23 protein-coding genes are annotated in these 21638 nt (G+C 61.1%); 14 read left to right on the top strand and 9 right to left on the bottom strand.

Annotated features, from left to right (window positions below):
* Positions 1-27: 27 nt before the first annotated feature.
* Genes VGU25_12045 through VGU25_12035 form a run of 3 tightly spaced genes read right to left on the bottom strand, consistent with a single transcriptional unit; the run spans position 28 to position 5651 of the window.
* On the bottom strand, positions 28-885 hold the full coding sequence (locus VGU25_12045; GenBank protein ID HEV2577931.1) for a HipA family kinase: 858 nt from the start codon (positions 883-885) through the stop codon (positions 28-30).
* A gap of 44 nt (positions 886-929) precedes the next feature.
* Positions 930-2444 carry a terminase gene (locus tag VGU25_12040; GenBank protein ID HEV2577930.1) on the bottom strand — a complete coding sequence of 505 codons (1515 nt, stop codon included), beginning with the start codon at positions 2442-2444 and terminating at the stop codon, positions 930-932.
* A gap of 57 nt (positions 2445-2501) precedes the next feature.
* Positions 2502-5651, bottom strand: coding sequence for a hypothetical protein (locus VGU25_12035; protein HEV2577929.1), 3150 nt, complete (start codon positions 5649-5651; stop codon positions 2502-2504).
* Positions 5652-5792: 141 nt separating this feature from the next.
* On the opposite strand from VGU25_12035, the gene VGU25_12030 reads away from it, so the two are divergent.
* Entirely contained in the window at positions 5793-6014 is a 222-nt protein-coding gene (locus VGU25_12030; protein ID HEV2577928.1) for a hypothetical protein, read from the top strand.
* Between the two features lie 2 nt (positions 6015-6016).
* On the top strand, positions 6017-7051 hold the full coding sequence (locus tag VGU25_12025) for a Gfo/Idh/MocA family oxidoreductase (protein HEV2577927.1): 1035 nt from the start codon (positions 6017-6019) through the stop codon (positions 7049-7051).
* 6 nt (positions 7052-7057) lie between these two features.
* On the opposite strand, the gene VGU25_12020 is transcribed toward VGU25_12025, so the two are convergent.
* The 3 genes from VGU25_12020 to VGU25_12010 all read right to left on the bottom strand — a co-directional run bounded on the left by VGU25_12020 (position 7058) and on the right by VGU25_12010 (position 9196).
* Positions 7058-7951, bottom strand: a complete 894-nt coding sequence (locus VGU25_12020) for a hypothetical protein (GenBank protein ID HEV2577926.1) — start codon at positions 7949-7951, stop codon at positions 7058-7060.
* A gap of 140 nt (positions 7952-8091) precedes the next feature.
* Positions 8092-8334: a hypothetical protein gene (locus tag VGU25_12015; GenBank protein HEV2577925.1), complete on the bottom strand. Its 243-nt coding sequence runs from the start codon at positions 8332-8334 to the stop codon at positions 8092-8094.
* A 202-nt stretch (positions 8335-8536) separates the two neighbouring features.
* A complete protein-coding gene (locus VGU25_12010; protein ID HEV2577924.1) occupies positions 8537-9196 on the bottom strand; it encodes a hypothetical protein in 660 nt (219 codons plus the stop codon).
* A gap of 1030 nt (positions 9197-10226) precedes the next feature.
* On the opposite strand from VGU25_12010, the gene VGU25_12005 reads away from it, so the two are divergent.
* Together VGU25_12005 and VGU25_12000 are read left to right on the top strand one after the other, a co-directional pair.
* Complete coding sequence (locus VGU25_12005) at positions 10227-10568, top strand: type II toxin-antitoxin system RelE/ParE family toxin (protein HEV2577923.1); 342 nt, start codon at positions 10227-10229, stop codon at positions 10566-10568.
* Positions 10569-10600: 32 nt separating this feature from the next.
* Positions 10601-11002 carry an XRE family transcriptional regulator gene (locus VGU25_12000; protein HEV2577922.1) on the top strand — a complete coding sequence of 134 codons (402 nt, stop codon included), beginning with the start codon at positions 10601-10603 and terminating at the stop codon, positions 11000-11002.
* 888 nt (positions 11003-11890) lie between these two features.
* Here VGU25_12000 and mltG read toward each other — a convergent pair.
* A complete protein-coding gene (gene mltG / locus VGU25_11995) occupies positions 11891-12889 on the bottom strand; it encodes an endolytic transglycosylase MltG (protein HEV2577921.1) in 999 nt (332 codons plus the stop codon).
* Positions 12890-13032: 143 nt separating this feature from the next.
* Between mltG and VGU25_11990 the strand changes: the two genes are divergently transcribed.
* The 6 genes from VGU25_11990 to VGU25_11965 all read left to right on the top strand — a co-directional run bounded on the left by VGU25_11990 (position 13033) and on the right by VGU25_11965 (position 16062).
* Complete coding sequence (locus VGU25_11990) at positions 13033-13413, top strand: hypothetical protein (protein HEV2577920.1); 381 nt, start codon at positions 13033-13035, stop codon at positions 13411-13413.
* Positions 13413-13673: a DUF5985 family protein gene (locus tag VGU25_11985; GenBank protein HEV2577919.1), complete on the top strand. Its 261-nt coding sequence runs from the start codon at positions 13413-13415 to the stop codon at positions 13671-13673. The genes VGU25_11990 and VGU25_11985 overlap by 1 nt, the downstream gene beginning before the upstream one ends.
* 3 nt (positions 13674-13676) lie before the next feature.
* Positions 13677-13940 carry a DUF5985 family protein gene (locus VGU25_11980; GenBank protein ID HEV2577918.1) on the top strand — a complete coding sequence of 88 codons (264 nt, stop codon included), beginning with the start codon at positions 13677-13679 and terminating at the stop codon, positions 13938-13940.
* Positions 13941-13949: 9 nt separating this feature from the next.
* Positions 13950-14426: a Holliday junction resolvase RuvX gene (ruvX, locus tag VGU25_11975; GenBank protein HEV2577917.1), complete on the top strand. Its 477-nt coding sequence runs from the start codon at positions 13950-13952 to the stop codon at positions 14424-14426.
* A gap of 111 nt (positions 14427-14537) precedes the next feature.
* A complete protein-coding gene (gene greA, locus VGU25_11970; GenBank protein ID HEV2577916.1) occupies positions 14538-15008 on the top strand; it encodes a transcription elongation factor GreA in 471 nt (156 codons plus the stop codon).
* Between the two features lie 394 nt (positions 15009-15402).
* Entirely contained in the window at positions 15403-16062 is a 660-nt protein-coding gene (locus tag VGU25_11965; GenBank protein ID HEV2577915.1) for a Fic family protein, read from the top strand.
* A gap of 112 nt (positions 16063-16174) precedes the next feature.
* Here the strand turns inward: VGU25_11965 and VGU25_11960 are convergent, their stop codons facing one another.
* Positions 16175-16462, bottom strand: coding sequence for a prolyl oligopeptidase family serine peptidase (locus tag VGU25_11960; GenBank protein ID HEV2577914.1), 288 nt, complete (start codon positions 16460-16462; stop codon positions 16175-16177).
* Positions 16463-16695: 233 nt separating this feature from the next.
* Between VGU25_11960 and VGU25_11955 the strand changes: the two genes are divergently transcribed.
* The 3 genes from VGU25_11955 (at position 16696) to VGU25_11945 (ending at position 20473) form a co-directional block, all read left to right on the top strand.
* The gene (locus tag VGU25_11955; GenBank protein ID HEV2577913.1) at positions 16696-18687 is read left to right on the top strand and encodes a peptidase M61; all 1992 of its coding nucleotides are present in this window, start codon (positions 16696-16698) and stop codon (positions 18685-18687) included.
* Positions 18688-18756: 69 nt separating this feature from the next.
* The gene (locus VGU25_11950; GenBank protein ID HEV2577912.1) at positions 18757-19395 is read left to right on the top strand and encodes a CDP-alcohol phosphatidyltransferase family protein; all 639 of its coding nucleotides are present in this window, start codon (positions 18757-18759) and stop codon (positions 19393-19395) included.
* Between the two features lie 31 nt (positions 19396-19426).
* Entirely contained in the window at positions 19427-20473 is a 1047-nt protein-coding gene (locus tag VGU25_11945; protein ID HEV2577911.1) for an isoaspartyl peptidase/L-asparaginase, read from the top strand.
* Positions 20474-20476: 3 nt separating this feature from the next.
* Here VGU25_11945 and VGU25_11940 read toward each other — a convergent pair whose 3' ends face one another.
* Positions 20477-21364, bottom strand: a complete 888-nt coding sequence (locus VGU25_11940; GenBank protein ID HEV2577910.1) for a rhamnogalacturonan acetylesterase — start codon at positions 21362-21364, stop codon at positions 20477-20479.
* Between the two features lie 80 nt (positions 21365-21444).
* On the opposite strand from VGU25_11940, the gene VGU25_11935 reads away from it, so the two are divergent.
* A complete protein-coding gene (locus VGU25_11935) occupies positions 21445-21594 on the top strand; it encodes a hypothetical protein (GenBank protein HEV2577909.1) in 150 nt (49 codons plus the stop codon).
* Positions 21595-21638 lie beyond the last annotated feature (44 nt).

Here is a 21638-nt window from a genome sequence, read left to right as displayed (position 1 = left end):
TACTAACCACTAACTACTTGCCTTCCCCTACATCACCAGATTGCCAGCCGCTCCCGCAACTGCAAAGCGCCTTGGCACCACAACCGTCGTGGCGCCGCCCCAATTCGGGAAAGGCTCACGATCCGAATTACGAAAGCTCTCCACCAACTCGCGCACTCTACTTCGCCGCGCGAGCATCTGCTCCATCAGACGCTCGATCACGCTGAGATCGCCGCCGTACCACTCCGGCGGAACCTCCTCCGCAATCGCCCACAGCTTGCCTGCCTCAAACTTTTCTATGCGCGACAGCCACGGCTCGAAGCTCGACCATCCCGTCACGCGCGCGTACACCTGGTTGCGTGGAAAAACTCCCCGCAGCGGCGAGTCCGGAAAGCTCCACTCGCCCGCATTGAAGCAGAATCCCTGGTCGATGAAGACCGCGCGATATTTTCGCTCGCGCGGCCTCCGCTCGAAGACCGCCTGCCGTCCGTTGCAGTTGCCCGTCCACTTATCCAGCGCAAGAATCCCAGCGAACTCCGCGAGATTCCGTACCTCTTCCATCTGCGGCTCGGGCAGATAATCCACCACCTGCCCGGGCATCAGGCCGCCGACGAACTGGCTCCCAAATTGCAATCCCGCCGCGCACAACTCCTGCACACCGCGCCCGAGATCCACCACCATCCCCGGGCTGTTGCGCACCAGCCACTCGCTCACCTCGACCACATCGCCCTTCGGCACCGTCAGCCCGATCGCCTCCGCCAACCGCGTTGCAATCAGTTCATTCGCCAGCACCCTGCGATGCTGCGGGTTGTTCTGAAACTTTACCACCCACAGGTTCGCGTCCGCACCCAGCATCAACTGGCTCTGCGCCCCTCCGCGCATCCTGCGAATCGCCTGCACCGCCACAACCGCCAAGGCCCGAACTCCTCCTTTTCAGAGTAGCGCAGCGGTTACGCCGCGCGAACCACGCCTCGTCGCTCCAGCAACTCAGCACGAACTGCCTGCGCTATGGCCATCGCCATCACCAGATCATCGTGCGACCCCGCCGCAGCCGCCGCGCGCCCACGCTCATCCGCGACAAACGTCCTGCACTCGGCGAGCAACCGACGGCTCATGAACCTCTCCGGCGTCTCGCGCAACAGCACGCCAAGCCGCGCCACCATCTCCGGCTTCGATGCAGCCGAAGTCAACCATCCCGCCTCGCCGTTCTGGCGATACACCCGCGAATACGACTCGCGCGTCTCGATATACGCCAGCACCGCCGCGCCATGATTGTTGCGCTCGACCGCAATCCGCGCCCCGCCATACTCCTTTGCCAGTTCCACCGAAACCCGCGCCAGGTCCTCCGGACGCAGCCGCTCGCGCAGCTCCGCGCACTGCAACCCCGTCGCGATCTCCACCACCTGCACGGCGGCAAAGTCGCCATCCTCGCCGCCGCCTGCCGAATCAACCGCAACCACATACTCGCGCCCCGGCTGCGGCTTCAGCCAAATCTGCAGCGCGCTGTTACGCCGCCGCTCTACAGGATCGGGTGCCTCACGTGCACGCTGGTCCAATGTATCGATATCAAAACAACATGCTCCGCTCGTCCGGAAGCATGTCTCCGAATCTTCGGCAAACTCCTGCGCCCGCAGCAATCCATACGTCCGCTCCAGTCCGCGCCGAAAGCCAATCTGCTCTGCGCTGAGTCCATGTCTCCCCACCAACAAGGACTCCTCCGCACTCATCGACTCCAGCGCGACCGCTGCACCCACATACGCCGGCTCCATCCACCACGGGAAGAAGTGCCGCACCAGCCCAGCCTCAGCATTCGCCTCGTCCGTGCCGGCACACCACTCGTCATAAAACGCACCATACGCTCCATTCGGCGTGCTCTCCAACACCAGCTCTCCCTGCGGAGCCAGCGCCGCGCGCAACCCCGCGAGCGTCATCTTCGCATCACCCGGCCATCGACTTACCTCGCTGCAATGCAGGTTCTGCACGCTCAGCCCGCGGCCCGCGTTCAACTCTGCCGCACTCGAGATCCGAAACTCGCTGTCGATCTCCCCAAACACCATCTGCCCCGCATTCGCGCGCGCCAACCGCAACGGTCCCTCGCGCAAATCCCTCGGCAGACCTTCCCACATCCTTCGTACCGTCGCAAAGATCGACTCCGCCGCCTCGCGCGTATGCGCCACCTGCAGCGTCAGTGTGCCTGGCGTCGTGATCGTGCGCAGAAAGAACCGCGCCGACACCCACGTCGTGATGCCCATCTGCCGCGCCTTCAGCACAATGTTCTGCCGCCCGCATCGCTCCTCGAACATCCGTTGCGCAGGATTCGGCACCAGCCGCTTCAGTTGCCCCTCGCGTGTGCGGATACGCAGCCACTTCTCCGGCGCCTCGGTCAAATATTTGGGCCGCCGATTTCGTATCCGGCGGCCCACCTCCCTCAGTCCTTCAACATCGCCCAACCGTCTCTTCGCCACATCTCCTCATATCGACACCACGGGCTTAGCCGCCCGTTCACGTCGGCTTCGTTGCTGCTAGATCTTCGTGACCCACGTCCCTGCAGAGCAGAACGTCGCGTGTCCGTCTTGCGAGAACACCCAGGCCCCCCTCGTAGTGCACGAACCTGTAGGTGCTGTCGCAGGACCAAGATATTGGGGAGCCGTTACAGGTCCCGTGAAGTTGGCCGCTTCAGTGCTCGGCGCCACGGTGAACGCAGTCTTTCCAGCCGTTTGATCGTAGACATACCACGAGCCTGGATAGACCGTTGAAGTGCCGCCCGCCGCAAACTGCCAGATCTGGTTCGGAACACCCAGACGAACGACAGCATAGCTTGTGCTGCTGGACGTCCCAACGTAGACCTGGTTCGCTCCAGGGTCAACGACGTTCAGGTCATAAGTGGATCCAGTGCCGCTCCCCGTCACATTGATCGCAGTGCCGGCGACATTCGTCGCGTTGACCGTCGTCGCGTTCACCGTTCCGGAGGTGATGGCGTTCGGCGAAAACAAGATCGACGGCGCGCCTCCCAGCGCCATCGAGATCGTGCTCGACTGCGGCGCGTAATAGAAGAAGTCCTGTCCGGCCGCGGAATCCAGATCGAACAACGAGTAGCCCGAATCCCACCGGTTGCACGTGTGCAGATTGCAGTGTGCGCGAATGATCGACCCCGTTCCCGCGTCCACTTCGAAGTCGGTTCCCCACACGCCCCTCGCCTGGTAAGCATCATCCGGCACCGGGTGCGTTCCTCCGCCGCCTATGTAGCTATTCGAGGGCACAGAATTCTGGATCACCCATCCGCTCATTCCCGGACCCACGTTGCCCTGATACTGCTTACCGGCCGTGTTATTTTGAATCGGCCGCGGCGTGTACTGCGCGATGAACTCCGTATCCGCCGAGGTCAGCATCATGTAGAAGTGCGGCTCTTCCACCGCATCTCCCGCCGCCCACTGCACTGTGTTTGCGCCCAGCGTAAGCTGTCCGTCCACCTGCTTCGTGTTCTGGTCGTAGACGCTCAGCACCTCCGCCATCGGATACAGAACGTACCCTCCATTCAAATACGAGATCGTTCCTCCGCTGCTCGTGCCGTTCGCTCCGGTGTCCGGATACGTCACCTGGTTAGAAGCCGTAGAGGTCACCACGAAGCTGCCGTTGTAGCTCGCATCCGCCACACCGCTGATCGTCATCGTCAGGCCCGTCACATCCGCTGGCAGGTTTTGGGTCAACGTCGCCGTCACCACATTTCCATTACGCGAAATCGATGACACCTGCCCACTGATGTTTGCAAACGCGCTTGTGCTCGGATATCCGAAGTCACCCAGAAGCGGAGCGCCCGACGACGCGTAGTACAGCTCGGTCGGAGTCACGGTGCCGACAATCGGAAAGATCTGGCGCAACGCACCCACCGTGTCTGCCGTCTGCTCAATCCCGTAGCCGCACATGCCTCCAACTCCCAGCAGCGCGCCGGAAGCATGAGCCTTGTTGAACGTCATCGTAAGGTGCGTCGCATCCACAACCGTAAAGCTCGCCATCTCGAAGTTCGGAAAGCGGCCGCCCGTGTTCGTATCCATCACGCAGGCCACCCCCGTGGATGGAAGCTGGCTCGTGTTGACCGCGTACCCGGACGGAACTCCGCTCGTCATGATCGGAATCGTTACCGTGCCTGGTGCGATGTTCGTCGCCTGCGAGAACGCAGGACCCGCTGTCTCCATCAACACGCTCGGCGGAAAGTTGGTTCCGGAGAAGACCGCAATCGCCGCCATCGTGTCGCCGCCGTTCGAGACAATCTGCCCCGTACTGATCGTCTTCGACGGATTCTTGTCGATCAGGTAACGGCCCTCACCCTGCGTGCCGCCGTTTGCGGTCGCATTCACCATGATCGAAGTGGATCCCGTCGTGCACCCGGTCGCACACGTGCCTTGAAAGACACGCACGTCTTCGGTCACATCCAGATCGGACGGATGCGCTCCCTCATCGGCCCAGTCGCGATAACCACCGGAGTGCGTCAGCACATAGCTGCCCTGCAGGCAGTCGCCCACGGCAAAGCAGTTGATCACGTGCTCGTCGTTGATGTGCTGGCCTTCCGTGTAGTAGTTTCCGGTCTGCACCGAAATGCCGTACGTCGACTTGCCATACGGCGCGCTCTCAATGCCGCCGGGGAGCTGATTCGTTCCTCCCACCATGGCCGTATTCGCGAGGTTGAGCGTGAATCCACCCCCGCCTGAATTCAGAGGCGCGCTCGCAAACTGGCTCAAGGATTCCCCGAAACTGCCTCTGCTCTGCGGATTCACAAACGTCTCCGTCTGCGCTCCGTTACGGAGATCCACCACGTGGCCGCCGTTCGGTATCTGCTGCGTCACCACAGGCTCGCTTGCGCTGTAGTTGGACTCAGCCACAACCGTGCATCCGGTGCCGCAGCCCGTCGAGGACAATGCGCTCGCAATCCCGTTGCCGCCCGCGCCCGTCTGAAACCCGCTCGCAAACAGCTCCCCATTGAACGCATTCACTCCCAGCTGCGTGCCCGCCGGTTGCGTGACCGTCTGCGTCACCGTCGGCACCAGGCTCACCTTCTGGCCCACACCAGCCGTCACCGACGTGATGTTGAGATCCACGTAGTGCTTGTCAGCCGCCTGGTTGGGCGTCACCGGATCCGCCGGCAGAACCAGCGGCCCGGTCATCGTGCCTCCGGTTGTCGGGACATACGATCCGGTCGTTCCCGTTCCGCTGCTGCTGGTCACCGCCGCGATCTTCGCATCGACATACGCACGCGAAGCCGTCTGCATCGCCACACTCGACGGCAGCACCTGGTTTTCGATCGCCGCCAGTGTCACCGGAGTCGCACTCACCGGAACCACCCAGTACTGCTGGCTGGTCGTTCCGTCGTCCAGATGCATGACCGCCGTGTAGTAGCTTCCCGTCGGCGTGGCGTTCGCGTTCGGGGTCAGCGTCATCGACAACGCTCCGTTGGGCCCAACGGTCGCCGACGTGTTCCCTGCGGCAACCGCCTGCCCCGTCGCCGTCGTAAACGTTGGCCAGCTCACCACCACCGTCCCGCTCGCCGGCGTGCCATCAGCCCGGTACACCGTGTCCTGAATGGTCGTGGTCGACACCTGCGCGGCCGCTCCGCAACAGATCCCCAGCACCGCAAGCATCACCGTCACCAGGGTTACTCCCCGTCTCACTCCTCGCATCGCACCTCTCTCCTGAAAATTCCTATTCAAAATTCTGCGCTTGGGTGCCCGACTCATACGCTTGCGGATGAGTGGGGTTACGTTGCGCGCCTCTCCGCTGAGCCGCTACCATCAGCTCTAGCAACACTCTGAAAGGCAATCATGGACTCCAGCACCAACTTGGCTCGCCGCTCTGAAGACATCGCCCTCGACCTGCTCAAATTCATTGCTCCGCACGCGAACGTCGGCCGCTCCGGCTCGGCGTCCACCGGGTTCGTCGCGCCCGGCACCGCGAAGACGGAAGACCAGATCGCTCAGCTCTTCGAGCTCTACGCCCGCTGCCGCGAGGCAGTGGAATCTCCCACATCCTCGACAAAGAAGTAACCTTGCAAACACCTCGTGTCGCAGTCATCGGCGCCGGTGCCTTCGGGCGCAACCATCTCCGCGTCTACCGCGACCTTGAAGCCGCAGACCCCGGAACGCTCCGGCTCACCGCTCTGGTCGAGCCGGATCCATCCCGCCGTTCCGAACTCGCCTCGAAGTACGACATCGCGGGCTACGCCTCGCTCGATGAAGCCCTGCAGACGAACGCGGCGCCCCCCTTTGACGCCGCGTCCGTCTGCGCCCCCACAATCCATCACGCCTCTGTTGCAGAACGCCTTCTCGAGGCCGGTGTCGACGTCCTCATCGAGAAGCCGTTCGCCGCCTCGATCGAAGAGGCCGACCGCGTCCTTGCGCTCGCCGAGCGCAACTGCCGCATCCTCCAGATCGGCCACCTCGAGCGCTTCAACCCCGCCGTCACCGCAGCCGCGGAGCGCATCACGCGCCCCATGTTCTTCGAGGCTCATCGCCTCTCCATCTTCACGCCGCGCTCTCTCGACGTCGATGTCGTACTGGACCTCATGATTCACGACCTCGACGTCGTTCTCTCACTGACCAACTCCGCCGTGCGCGAGGTCCGGGCTGTTGGCCTACCGGTGCTCTCGCCCAAGGTCGACATCGCCAATGTGCGCGTCGAGTTTGAATCCGGCTGCGTGGCGAACTTTACCGCCAGCCGCGTCTCCACCGAACAGGTTCGCAAACTGCGGCTGTTTCAGCCGCACGAGTATCTTTCGCTCGACTTCGCCCGCCAGGAGCTCCTGACCATCAAGGTCGATCCCTCGCTGCTCGCACAGCTCACCGCGGGCGGAGCTGCAATGCACGCGGCAGAAGGATCACATCCCTCGCGCGGGCTCTCGCTCGAGAAGCTGGACCCGCAACATGCGGAGCCGCTGCGGCTCGAGCTCGAAGATTTCATTTCCTCTGTTCGTTACCGCACCACGCCGCGCGTTACCGGCGAAGCCGGCCGGGCGGCGCTTGCGCTCGCACTGGAGATCAATCAGCAGATCGCCGGCCACGCAAAGCGCGCCGGGCTCGTTTGAGACGAGTTACTTCATCTCCTGAACCGTGGCTCCGGCTGGAATCTTCAGCTCGAACTGATCGTTCTCGAGCGGCTGATTCAAAGTCAGCTTCGTAACCTGCAGCTTCAGCGTGTACTCATCCAGCGGCCGCTTGATGTTGATGACGGTCGGAAACTGGATGCCGTTGAAATCCTGATACTTGTCGTACGTCGCGACGGTTACGATTTCGCCCTTGTCGTCGTAGATGTCCTGCTCAAACGGCAGCAGAGAAATGCGGCTGAAGTGCACCAGCCGCTCCAGCCGCATCGTGTTTCCGCTCGCATGCTTCATCACGATGAGGTCGTAATCCGGCTCTTCAATCGCGGCCTGGTGTTTCGATTGCGGCGCCAGGACTCGCGTCGATTCCGTCAGACTCACGAACTCGTCCGGCCCTACGCCGGGTACCAGCAGTGAGTCGAAAAACACCGGCGGCCGGAGGTTTTCGAGGCCGTTTTTGGAGGGCGTTGTGACCGTGTTGCGGCCCTGAATCCATACATCGCCGTGCCCCCCGGTGGCGTGCACCAGGGTGAAGGTATCGCCGTTCGATACCATGTCGAGGGCGCGGGAACCGACGACCGGAAGTTGCATAATTACGCGCAAATCACTCGGTTTTCGTACGAAAATGAAGCCTTTGAACGATGTGTAGGTGACGACCTTGCCCTCTTTGCCGCCGCCCGTGCTGGCGGTGAGGAGGACCGACGCGGTGAGCGTCTTGATCGACTCGTCGCGCGCGGAGATGATCCTGTCCAGATTGTCGACCGACGTGCTCCGGTACATCTCCGGGGCCTGCGTACGCTGCACGATTGTTGTCGTGCGAAAGCAGCCGGTTAAACCAGCAGCTGCAACGAGTCCCGCAATCGAGAAAGCTCGGTGAATCTTCATCCTCTGCAAACCCTAAGTATAGCCACCCCAGCGAGCGAGCTCGCCGGGGACCCCGGTATCGGCGAACACCACTTCGGAATCCGATGCACCGGGGTGGAGTTTGGTTCAAAAGGTTCTTCGAGGCTTCGTAGGGCTCAAAGCTATTCGCCCAGCTCTTCAAGGAGGCGCTGGGCGGAGCCTTTCTGGCGGCGGCCGTCGTCTTTGACCGATTCGAGCAGCTCAACGGCCAGTTTCATGTGAGCGCAGCCGCCTTTCTGAGCCTCGGAGACAAATCCGCCGACGATCGATTTGAACTCCGAAGCGAGCGTTTTTTGCAGGTATTTGTGACATTGACGCGGCCGGAGCGGCTTTTCGCGCGGCTCCTGTCCCTCGGCCTCAGCCATCAGCTCTGTTCGCGGGATCGAGGACCGTCCCTGTGTTTTCCCACCACCACAACGCAATGTATTTGCCTCCCCCAATGAAAACGGGAGACCCGGTAGGGTCTCCCGCTTGATCTGTACTTCTTTAGAATACCAAGTCGAGTGAAATTATTTCCGGATTTTCTGCTCGCCTGTAGGTTGCTTGTTATGAGCTACTTATAGCGTTTTACACGGTTTCCACATCTTGACAAGATTTTAGAGGCTCGAGAATCCGGCCAGCCAGAAAGTGCCTGGTCAGTTCGTCCAGCGCAACGCCGTACTGTTCGTGGCACCGTCTGAAGTCGAGTCCGAGGAGCGGGGCGGCTTCCTGCAGGGTGTAGCCCTGCATGGCGATGCGCTTGACCAGCCGCAGATGCCACTCGGTCAGCTTCGCCAGGCAGCGCTCGATGTCTACGCAGAGGATGACGGCATCCTCAAAGCCTTCTGCCTTGTAGTGAGACACGTTGCCACGAAAGAGTTCGCGGCCCATGACCGAGGGGACGCGGCCGACCTCCATGGAGACGCGCAGGTAGCGGCGGAGGAGCGCTTCAGTGTACTTGCGATAGAAGGCGAGCTCGACCGTGGGGGCAACGGGCGGCTTTTCGACCGGCGGCTGAACAGTTTCGGCGACGGCCATGATCCGGGGAACGGCGATCGGCCTTCCTGTAGTGGCCTCACGGAGCTCCGTGCGACGAAGGTTGCGCGAGACGTGTACCAGGTGCAAACCGCTGACTGATTTCTGCATTGAGCCGGACTTCTCCATTCCGATGTTGGCTGACCCGTTGTTCGTAGTTGCTGTAAGGTTCCCGACCTGGATACCCACGAGTTGTTGCAGCGTAGCGGTCATTTCGCGCTCCCTTCGCAGACCAGCAGCCGCACTTTAGGCTTCCGTCCTGCGCGGCTGCGCTCGCGGGGTGGCGGGAAGTCCGACAACCGCAACGCGCATTTCCGGCAATACGTCCCATGGTTTTGGGCACGGAGCCAAAGTGCTCCGCAACCCTCGCATACCTTCAATTGAACGCAAGCATGCTTGATATTTTGATCAACGCAAAAGTGCTTCATTTTCTTCTCCAAGGCGCACATCTCCCCCGTCGAGCCTCGTCGGATTTCCGCGGTCGGATGGGCTCGGTCAGGCTGTTTGAGATCTCCCGGTGGTGGTGCTTGCGCTCTGTGTTGCCCGGCGCAGTGCCGCCCCACGGGGGGATCTGTTTATTCACGGTTGGCTCAGGCCGGTCCATGGGAGATCCCGGCCCCAACATCACGCCTCGTTTTGGAAATTTGTCCGCCGGGGGTTTAATCGGTTTCCGGAGGCGCTCGTCCAACGTGGGTGAGTTCTGCGGTTATAGAGCCGCGCCCCACCCCCCTGTCAAACGAAAATTTCCCACAAGTTCCTGAAAAACCTAACTAATTTGGCGAGAATCTCTTACGTGTATATTGCGGGAGTTTTGGATTTAGTTTTCGCCTAATCTTCGCCTAGGTATGGACATCGGAGGGGCAAGGAATCATTGGCTCAAAAGTGGGCACAACGGCTTGGGGTGCACGATGGTATGCCCCAAGTATCTTTGGAGTAAACACCTCTGGAAATGTAGGCTGAAACCCCGCCGGTATGCACAGGTGACTTCAGTACTTTCGTCCTATTTCTAATAGGGGATACGGGGTTCCTTTTTGGGGCTAAAGGCGGGCTTTTTGGGGGAGTCGGGGGGCGAGACAGATGCCAATTTGGAACCGGTTCCTCAGCGAGCTGAAGCCGCGTTCTGCCTGGCTGTTTTACGGCACGAAGACCTTGGGTTAAAGCCCAACGCAACTGAGCTGGCTCCTTCAAAGCATTGAGTTTTTATAGTCTGGACTTTATATATGTTGGGAGCTATATTGTGGCGATGGCGACCGAGATCATCGGCACCGACGAATTTCGCGACTGGTTTTGGTCGCTCGACGAAGACGCGAAGAAGAAGGTCGCATTCGTTATTGAGATCCTGGGCATTCAGGGGACTGCGCTCGGCTCTCCGTACAGCAGCGAGATCAAGGGTTCGAAACACGGGGGAATGCGGGAACTGCGCACAACGTCTGCAGGTGACTTCTATCGCGTGCTGTATATCTTCGACCCAAAACGGAACGCGGTGCTCCTGGTTGGCGGCGTGAAAACTGGAAAGGGCAATAGCTGGTATACGAGCGCAATTCGGCTCGCAGACCGGTTGTACGACGAATACCTGATGGGCTGAGCCCAGAGCGAAAGGACACTACCGTGGCAGCTATGAAGACTCACAAGTGGGAGGATATTGCCGAGAAGAGCTTCACGCCTGAAGAACGCGACCGTATTCGTGAGCAGGCGGTCGCGGAAGTTGAGCGCATGGGCTACGGCAAACTCCGCAAGGCGCAAAACCTGACACAGGTGGAGATTGCCGAGAGGCTCGGGATCTCTCAGCCGAGTGTTGCGGCACTGGAGCAGCGCTCGGACATGATGCTCAGCACACTCGCCAAGTACATCGAGGCGCTGGGCGGCCGGCTGGAAATTTCGGCCGTGTTCCCCAACGGAAGCTTCAACCTGGCGCCGCCGGCGAGCGCGTTCCATGAAGGCTTCGCGGACACGGCGGGGGATTCAAAACAGCAACGCAAGACTGTCGCGGCGAAGAGATCACGGCGCAGGGCTGCCTAGCCATAAAGAATCGCTGACTGCTTAAGGTATGAACGAGCTCTCAATACTCGAGAGCTCGCATATTTGTGTGAGGTGTGGCACTCGCGCCCTGGGCGATCGGCTCAGAAGCGATCCAAGATCAGACTCGGCCAACGCCAATCGAATGGCTGGGAAAAGATTCGGGCGCGGGAGATCAGGCGCTCTCGAACAGAGATGGACTGAGCCTGGCGTGGATTCTGGCTGGCAGGAGACGCCTCTGCTGGAGAGCCCGCGTAGTGTGTCAGCGGGAAATGCTGCTCGACTGCGTCCATAGCGTGCCTGGCGTAGCGCCAGGTACGGGCAGACGGCTTGGAGAGGATCGTTATGCTGAGAACCTGATTGCCTGGGCCGGTGGCCGTCCAGGGACGCTCCTGGTTCCCGCTATTCGCACGCACCTCGGCACCGTCTATACGCCGAAACCTGCCATCGTCTTGCTGTTTCCAATACTTCATTGTTTAGCCCCATCTACCACACGCTGCTCGGGTGGCTGTACGAGGACTAGTATGACAACTTTAGTGCGCGCTTACATCACCCGCTTGTGCGAGTGTGCGCGGCAAATGGGTAGTGGGAGTGTGCGGAGATGAGAATCGTTGACGGCTTAAAAGCAGAACGAGCTCTAACGTTCGAGAGCTCGCCCACCTCCATGCGTATGTAGAACGATTTCTGGGGCCCGACTGCGTGTCTCACGTGTGAGCGTGAACACAAGACCTATTTAACGTGCTGGGGAAACCGGTATCTATTCCACTTCTGGGGGATTCAGCGACTTTATGGCTGAAGGCGTGCTTCGGCGGGCGCGGACCTGGGGCTGCGCCGCAGGCTGATATAAGGCGCGCCTTTGGCGCTTGGAATCCGGGCACAGGCCTGGGGACCTCACTTTTGCGGCGGTGCTGACTGTTGCTGGCGGTACTGGGCGACGTTGGCGTTGTGCTCGTCGAGCTCTTTGGCGAATTTGGAGGAGCCGTCAGGGTTGGCGACGAAGTACATGTAGTCGGTCTGGGCGGGGCGAAGGGCGGCCTGGAGGGAGGCGACGCCGGGGTTGCAGATGGGGCCGGGCGGAAGGCCGGCGTGGGTGTAGGTGTTGTAGGGGGAGTCGGAGTGGAGCTCGCTCTGGTGAATGACGCCGGTCCAGGTGCCGTTGAGGAGCGAGGCGTAGATGACGGAGGGATCGGTCTGGAGGGGCATGCCGGCCTGGAGGCGGTTTTCGAAGACGCCGGCGACGACGGGCCGCTCGGCGGGGACGCGGACCTCGCGCTCGATGAGTGAGGCCATGGTGACGACGCGGTGGGCGTTGGCGGGGTCGATGCGGAGGCGGGTGGCGACCTCGGCGAAGCGCTTGACCATGGCGCCGAGCATCTGGACCTCAGTGGTGTGGCGGTTGAATTTGTAGGTGTCGGGGAAGAGGAAACCTTCGAGGGAGGTGGCCTGCGGATTCCAGGGGTTGATGAGCTCGGTGTGGCGGCGTTCGGCGGCGAGGAAGCTGGCGCTGGAGTCGAGGCCGGCGGCCTGTACGGCGCCGGCGATGTCGAAGATGTTGTAGCCCTCGGGGATGGTGAGGGCGATGGTGAAGACGTCGCCGCGGTGGAGGCGATCGTAGACCTCAGAGGGTTTGGCGGGGTGGTCGAAGCGGTATTCGCCGGCTTTGAGGCTGCCGCCGCGGGTGAGGCGGAGTGCGTCGAGCTCGTAGCCGGTGCGCAGGATGCCGGCCTGTTTGAGCTGGCGGCCCATCTCGAGCGTGCTGGTGCCGGGGGCGATGTCGACGAATTGCTCGGTCGAGGGGCCGTAGGGGACGAGGAAGAGGAAGGCGACGGCGGCTGCGGCGATGAGGATGAGCAGGAACAGAACTTTCAGCAGTCGGGCTGCGAATCGCAATGGGAACCACCTCAGCGCCAGTCTAAGTCGCTGTTTTCTTGGATTCATTTGCAAATTTTGGAGCCGTCCTCTGGATGTAACGATTGAAGGGAAAGGGAGCGGAGGTTTATCGTGATTCGATATAGCATTAGCGATAGCGAATCATGTCTGAAGACTCTCCCAGCGTCGAACGGTTCATCCGCGAGGAGATTGACAGCGTGCCGCACCTGGAGGCGCTGCTGCTGCTGTGGCGGAACGCACCGAGTGCGTGCTCTACGGGGCAGATTGCGAAGCAGTTGTATGTCTCCCAGGGCGAGGGAGCGGCGATTGCAGAAGACCTTCACCGGCGTGGGTTGATTGCGCGCGAGGCGAGGGGATTGTTCTTTTATGACCAGAGCCGAGAGGAACGGAACCGGTTGCTGAAGGCGCTCGACGAGACGTACCGCCGGGATCTGATTCGCATCTCGGGCATAATTCATTCCAAAGCCTCGCCTGGAATTCGTGCGTTTGCGGATGCGTTCCGCTTTCGGAAGGAGAAGAGCTGATGGAAGCGGCCGTGTACCTGCTGGGGACGTTTGTGGCGCTGGCGTGCGGTGTGCTGCTGGCGCGCGGCTTTCGGCAGTCGGGGCAGCGCCTGCTGCTGTGGAGCTCGATCTGCTTTCTGGGGTTGGCGCTGTCGAATGGGCTAACGTTCGTGGATCTGAGTGTGCTGGGGAAGGACATTGACCTTCATCTGCTGCGGCGGGCAGTGACGGCGGTCTCGCTTCTCGTGCTTCTTTACGGCCTGGTGTGGGATTCGGAGTAGAGCATGCTGATTGATGGATTCTCACTGGGCTTTCTGGCAACGGCGTCGCTGGTGGTGGCGATGTTCTTCCTGCGCTTCTGGAGGAAGACGGGCGACTTTCTGTTCATGGCGTTTGCGATTGCGTTCGCGGCGGAGGCGGTGACGCGGACGATCATGGCGTGGAAAGATATTCCGGACACCGGCTACTCGTGGGTGTATGTGGAGCGGCTGCTGGAGTACCTGTTCATCCTGGTGGCGATTCTGGCGAAGAACCGCCGGGCGTCGTAGAGTGACGGGATGGCCGAGCGGATTCTGGCGCTGGATGTGGGTGATAAGCGCATCGGGCTGGCGATCACGGATGCGCTGGGGATCACCGCGCAGCCGCTGTTTACGCTGCACAGGGCTACCTTGCGGGCTGATTTGAAGGCGATTGCGCGGTTCATCCGGCAGCATGAGGTGGGCACGGTGGTGGTGGGGAACCCGCTGAATGCGGACGGGACGGAAAGCCGCCAGGCGGCCAAGGCGCAGGCGTTTGCGAAGGCGCTGAAGGCGGAGCATCCGGAGCTGGAGCATCATCTGCTGGATGAACGGCTGACGACGCGCGAGGCGCACGAGTTGCTGGATGCTGCGGGGCGTTCGCAGCGAACGGGTGGGAAGGCATCGCGGGTGAGCCGAACGGAAATCATTGACCAGGTGGCGGCGACGCTGCTGCTGGAGGCGTTTCTGTCGCTGCGGGCGGGGCCGTCACTGCTGCCAGAGCCGGGCGAGGTGTAAGCGGCGGAGCGTGCGAGACTTCGGGGCGTCGTGGAGCGTCTCGTATAATGGACTTTTCATCCCCTGTGCCTCAGTTACGCCTTCGAGGCCGCGAGCAAAGCAGACCCGCGCATGCAAGACATCATGAAGTCGCTTCAAGAGCAGATTAAGGCTCTCGAGTACGAGCTCACCACGGAGCTGCCGGCAGAGATTAAGAAGGCAGTCGCGATGGGCGACCTGTCGGAGAACGCTGAGTATCACATGGCGAAGCAGCGCCAGGAGTTCGTGAACGCGCGACTTGGGCAGATGAAGAAGCGGATGGCCGAGCTCTCACTGGTGAACCTGGCGAACATCCCGCACGACAAGGTCGGGTTCGGGTCGACGGTGGTGGTGTTTGACTCGAGCAAGGATGAGGAGCTGACGTACAAGCTGGTGACGAGCGAGGAGTCGGATGTGGCCAAGGGGCTGATCTCGACGACATCGCCGATTGGGCGGGCGCTGATTGGCAAGGAAGTGGGCGACATTGCGACAGTGGTGACGCCGACCGGCAAGCGCGAGCTCGAGATCCTGAAGCTGACGACGATCCACGACAGCGCGGAGTAAGCCGTTTCCGTGGGTAGTTGGTCCGGGTTCCTAGCACCGACTGATTAGGCAATGGCAGAACTACCAACCAATCTGAGGCCATCCAGACTGTCTCGTTTCGAGTCCCCTAACTCGTTGAACCTTGGATTCGCATCAAAATTTTTGCTCCACAATTGTCCGGTGTAGAGTCTATAAGTTAGTGCGACACATTCTCGCCTGAGAGGTACGCAATGACCGAGGAACTAAAAAGACTGATTGAAGCGGCTCGTACTCGGCCAGTCTCTGACGCTGAGCGTGAGGCGCAACGTCGCAGCTTCGCATACGGTAACGCCAAGATTGAGAACCCTCGGGTGACATGGCAGATGATTGTCGAGGCCGACGAACAGATCAAGGCGGAGTTGGCCATAGTTCACTGATGGCCGACGATACACGACACAGCAAGGCCCAAGAAGTCGAGATCGCCCGCGATCCCGATGACCTTGCACGCCTAGAGTCATACAACACAATCAAGCAGTATCGAAAGATTGAAGAGATGGTTGGGTATTTCATCGAACCCGAACACCCCTTCAAACTTCGCCCATCACACATTCTGACACTACATCGAGCCGCTCTTGAGGGCATCTCAGCAACGGCGGGCGTGTGGAGACCTGCGGGAGTTTCCATTGGTGGAAGCAAGCACACTCCGCCTGATGCCTTCCAAGTTCCTGAGCGAATCGAGGATCTGTGCGACTACATAAACGAAAAGTGGGATGAGAAGAGTCCTCTTCATTTGGCCGCGTATGTCATGTGGCGTTTGAATTGGATTCACCCTTTCACAGACGGCAATGGGCGGACCTCGAGGGCGGTTTCCTATCTGGTTCTTTGCATTCGACTGAACATGTTGCCGCCTGGGCGAATGACCATCCCGCAGCAGATTGAACAGGAGAAGACTCCATACTACAAGGCGCTTGAGGCTGCCGATGAAGCATGTGATCACCTGAAAATCGACTTGACTGCGATGAAAGAATTGCTTGGCGCGATGCTCGCAAAACAGCTTCATGCAATTTACGAGCATTCAGAAGCGGGCGCGGACTGAGCCTTGCCGCGCTCTAAGACTCTCAGATCACGGCGCATGACCCGGGTTTGCGGTCTACGTCAGGCTGGGCTGCCGTTAGCCGGTATGGCCGGCGCTCAATTTTGCCACATTCTTAGTGAGCCGCCTTGGTATGCCGGCTGGTAATGTTTCCACCCTGCGCTGCGGGATTTGACTTCACCAGCTTCTGCTGGAGATAGACGAGGTTCAATGCCTCGGTATGCGCGGTCTGTTGGGCGGCCGCGCCGGAGCCGTGTCCGGCCTCGATGACCTCGTAGAAGTGATACGGCTCGTGGAACTCCGCCATTTTGGCGGCGAACTTGCGGGTGTGCTGCGGGCCGACGCGGTCGTCTTTCGTCGTGGTCCAGATGAGTGGGTCGGGGTAGGTTACGTCGGGCTTCAATTGCGTGTCTGTGCCTGTGCCTTTGCTCCTAGGGCCACTCCCGCGCCAACACTGCACACCACGGCGCCACTTTGGGAAGATTCACGTTCGTTCCCCTTTCGTCCGCGGTGGTCAATATAAACGACGGTGGCGCAAAAACATGCCGGACCAATGCTGAGTCCAAAATGGATCAGCAGCCGCATGCCGGCGGGCCCCGCGCACACTTGTCGCGCAGCGATACACTGAAAGCCGTGATGAAACCCCTGTTCGGTGTTCTACTTTCCGCAATTTTTGTGTCTTGCGCGCAGGCGCAGACTGCACCTCAGCCACAGCCGGAACCCGTCCCGATGCCGCCGCCGGTGGTTGCGCCCGTCGATAAGCCATATGTTGGTCCGATCGATCTGAAGGTCGATGTGCGCAGCGTCGTGGACCGCGTCGAACGCGTGCATGAAGAGATTCCGGTGGTACCGGGCGCGAAGGAAATGGTGCTGCTGTATCCGGAGTGGATTCCCGGTGAGCACGCGCCCAGCGGACCTATCGACAACATCGCTGGTGTCGTAACGAGCGTCGACGGCAAGCGGGTACAGTGGACCCGCAACACGACCGACGTTTACGCCTTCCATGTGCCGCTGCCGCAGGGCGCGAAGACGGTCACGCTGGAGTTCGACTACGTTTCCCCGATCAAGTCCAGCGTGGGCCGCATTGAGTTTTCCGATGCCATCCTGGACCTGAAGTGGAACCAGTTGCTGATGTATCCGGCGGGATATTTTTCGCGCGACATCCCGTTCCGTCCTTCGCTGACGCTGCCCTCGGGATGGAAGTATGCGACTGCGCTTGAGAGTGCTTCGGGCGACACGCAGAGCAATACGCCGCCGAGTGATGGGACCGTTCACTTCGCCGAGACACCATTGAATACGCTGGTCGATTCGCCGCTGTACGCCGGCGTCAACTTGGCGCGCTACGATCTTTCACCTACGTCGACCGACAGCGTGCACCTGGACGTCTTCGCCGACAAGCCGGAACAGGTGAAGATGACGCCGGAGGAGCTGGAGCTCCATAAGAAGCTCGCGCTCGAAGCGGACAAACTCTACGGCTCGCACCACTATAAGCACTATGACTTCCTGCTGCTTCTGAGTGAGGAGGTCGGTGGTGAAGGGCTCGAGCACCACCAGTCCAGCGAGGATGGAACCGGCGCTGATTATCTGACCGACTGGAATGCCGGAATCGGCGACCGCGATCTGCTGGCGCATGAATACACGCACTCGTGGGACGGCAAGTTCCGCCGCCCCAACGACCTGTGGACACCGAACTTCAACGTGCCGATGCGCGACGATCTGCTGTGGGTTTATGAGGGCATGACGCAGTACTGGGGCAACATCCTCACCGCACGTGCGGGTATGAGGACGCCCGAGCAGACCCGCGACATCCTGGCATATACCGCTGCGGGCTTTGCCGACAGCCGCGGCCGTGACTGGCGTCCGCTGGTCGACACGACGAACCAGGAGACGGTTTCGCATCGCCGGCCGGTGAGCTGGATGAGCTGGCAGCGCGGTGAGGATTACTACACCGAGGGCATGCTGATCTGGCTCGACGCTGACACGAAGATTCGTGAGCTGACCGGCGACAAGAGGTCTCTGGACGACTTCTGCAAGCGCTTCTTCGGCGTGTACAACGGCAGCTTCGTTACCGACCAGTACAGCTTCGACGATGTGGTGAACAATCTGAACGCAGTCGCTCCGTACGACTGGCGAACCTTCCTGCGCGAGCGCGTCTACGATCTGCACACGGAGGTTCCGACGGGCGGCTTCACACAGGGCGGATGGAAGCTGGTTTACACGGACAAGCCGATCGCCTGGATGCAGAAGAGCCGGCGTGGCGCCGGGAATTTCTCGACGTCGATTGGGCTTTCGGTGGGCGGCGGCCGCGGAGAACGCGGGCCTTCCAACGCAATCAGCAACGTTGTGTGGGACGGCCCCGCGTTCAAGGCAGGGATTACTCCGGACATGGAGATGGTCGCGGTGAACGGCACCGCCTACACGTCCAAGGTGCTCTCCGATGCAATCCTGGCCGCGGAACACGACAAGCAGCCGATCCAGATCGAGGTGCGCGTGGGAGATCAATACAAGACGATCCCGCTGGCGTACTATGACGGCCTGCGCGTGCCTACGCTGGAACGCACGCCGGGCACTCCCGATCTGCTCGACGAGATTCTCGCGCCGAGCAAGAGCGAGCTGCCGGCGATGTAAGGGCAGGTTTGCTGCGCGTGTGATGGTTTAGGACGCGCGCAGCTTGCTTTAGACTGAAGAGACGGCATAATGACCTGGACAAGCGCATTCGGGAAAGGCAGCGGCTGGCTGCTGCAGAAGATCGTCAACGGGCTCGCGCTCTCGAAGATCTCGCCGAATACCCTTACGTTCATCGGCCTGCTGATCAACGTTATCGCGGCGTTCTTCTTCGGCTATGGCCGCGCGGATAATTACATCCGCATGTTCTTTTACGCGGGGTTAGTCATCATCGGCGCCGGGCTGTTCGACATGGTGGACGGCAGGGTGGCGCGGCAGACGAACCAGGTGTCGGTGTTTGGCGCGTTCTTCGATTCAGTGCTCGACCGCTACTCCGACGTGGCGCTGTTCTTCGGTCTGCTGGTGTTTTACGCGCGCGGGAATCGCTACTTCTATGTGTTCCTGGTGGCGTTTGTGATGACGGCGTCGCTGATGGTGAGCTATACGCGCGCACGCGCCGAGGCGCTGATCGGCTCCTGCAAGGTGGGATTCATGGAGCGTCCGGAGAGGATCGTGCTGATCATCCTGGGCGCTCTGTTTGAGCGCTGGGACGCGATGCCGGCGGCGCTGTGGGTGCTGGCCGTGCTCTCGACGATTACGGTGATTCACCGCATTCGGTACACGTATGTGGAGACCGAGCGGCGGAAGCTGGCGGGCGTGGCTACGCCGTAAACGCATCGCTTCCCGTACACTCTCAAGTGCAATGAGCAACTCGGCCCGAACGCACAAACCTGTACTCCTGATTCACGGCGGCGCCTGGGCGATGCCTGACGACGCTGTCGCTGCGCACGAGCGCGGCATTGCTAATGCTCTCGCCGCAGGCTGGGCTGTTTTGTCGAAGAACGGCTCGGCGCTGGATGCGATTGAGGCCGCGATCACGGTGATGGAGGACGACGACACCTTTGACGCGGGCCGTGGGTCGTTCCTGACGCGCGATGGGCGGGTGCAGTTGGACGCGCTGATGATGGACGGGAGCACGCTGCGGGCTGGCGGGGTCGCGTGCGTCGAGCGGCTGCGGAATCCGATCCAGGCGGCGAGGCTGGTGCTGGATAAGTCGCCGCATGTGTACTTCGTCGGCACAGGAGCGGAGCGGTTTGCGACACAGCACGGGATGCGGCTGGTCGATAATACGGAGCTGATCGTGCCGCGGGAGCGGGAACGCCTGATGCGCTTTCAGCAGGCGGAGCTGGCGGGGCATCCGGACACGACGTTCAGCGGTAATGCGGAGTTCGTCTCCACGCCGGCAAGCGACCCCGCGCTGGCGCAGACCGCGCTCGATACGGAGGTCGAGCAGGGGCTCGCGGAGGAAGCGCGCATTGTGAATCCGACGCTGCATTCTCACGATACGGTGGGCGCGGTCGCGCTGGATTCAGAAGGGCGGCTGGCTGCGGGAACGTCGACCGGCGGAACACTGTCGAAGGCTCCGGGGCGTGTAGGCGACAGCTCGCTAATTGGCTGCGGGTGCTACGCAGACAATGAGTCCGCCGCGGTTTCACTGACCGGATGGGGCGAGCCGATCATGAAGCTAGTGCTGGGCAAGTGGGCAGTGGACCGCGTGGCAGCAGGAAGCACGCCGCAGCAGGCTGCCGGCGATGCGATTGATTATCTGTTCAATCGGCTCGGCGGGCACGGTGGCATCATCCTCATGGGGCCGGATGGCTCCGTCGGGCTGGCGCACAACACGCCGCGGATGGCGTGGGGGATTGCTACAGCGGAAGGTACGGAGCTCGGCACGACGCGCAACGGCTAACAGCTACGGTTTGTACGCCGGTATCGCTTCGCCCTTCGCCGAGAAGTCCTTTGCCAGCGGATCGTTTGGCAGCGCCTTCAATCCGGCGATGACGCTCTCCGCGTTCATGATCGCGCCGGCTGCTGTGGTGTGCGTGTGCGGGTCGCCGAAGAGCGTTTCCACCGCTGCTTCGCCGAGCGCGTCATACTTGCGCGCTGTAATCTCGTTCAGGTCAATGAAGCCGACGTGTTGCGTTTCGGCGACTTCGCGCGCCCATCCGGCATAGCTGTCGGTCTGACGGGCGATCTTTCCGTCCTTCCATATCTTGCGCGGGACGAGCGAGCAGATGATCGGCATCGCGCCCTTGGCCTTCGCGTCCCTTACGTACTCGGTCATGTAGTAGCCGTAGGTGTGCACGGTTTCGTGGCGCTTGAGGATGGGGTTCTCGATCTCCCTTGTCTCATCGCCGACGCCCGGGATCGTTCCGCGGGCACGCGCGGGGTCGTCGAGCGGACCGCTGTCGTTATGGCCGAACTGAAACAGCACGATGTCGCCGGGCTTGATCATGGCGAGCACGTCGGCCCAGTGGCCTTCGGTAATGTATGTGCGCGAGCTGCGGCCGCCGATGGCCATGTTGGCGACGTTCACTTTGTTCAGATCGAGGAACGGGGCCAGCTCGTCACCCCAGCCCATCTGGTTGTGGGCGCCGTCGCCGCGCCCGTTGCGCACGGTGGAGTCGCCGACCAGCCACACGGTGGGAATGCCGGGTTTCAGATCGGCGGGCGCATGGAGGTGCATGTCGCGCCCGGGGTCGGTGCTGACCACCGGCACCTGCTGCGCCATTCCGCACATGGCGGCCAACGATATGCCGGCCCCGATCACCGCCCCCGACAACGTCCGCCTGAATCCCATATCCTCTGCCTTTCAGCTCACAACACGCGCCTGATTTGCATCCTACAGCGATGAAGCATCTCGATTCGAGGAGGACATGCATGCGCAAAATGATCGTCTGGGGCAGCGTTATCGCCGGAGCTGTAGCCGCCTACATGATGTACAAGCGCGGAACGCCGATCATGGATATTGCGAAGAAGACCATCGTGAATCCGGTCGGCTCTCTCGTGACTGAACTCAAGAACGCATAAGAGGCGCACAATAGCTGTAGCATCTCCGCGTCGTTCTACCCGGA

This window comes from Acidobacteriaceae bacterium (assembly GCA_035944135.1).
Lineage (GTDB): Bacteria > Acidobacteriota > Terriglobia > Terriglobales > Acidobacteriaceae > Granulicella.
Note: the sequence above shows the minus strand (reverse complement) of the source record. Positions and strands in the feature narration are given on the sequence as shown.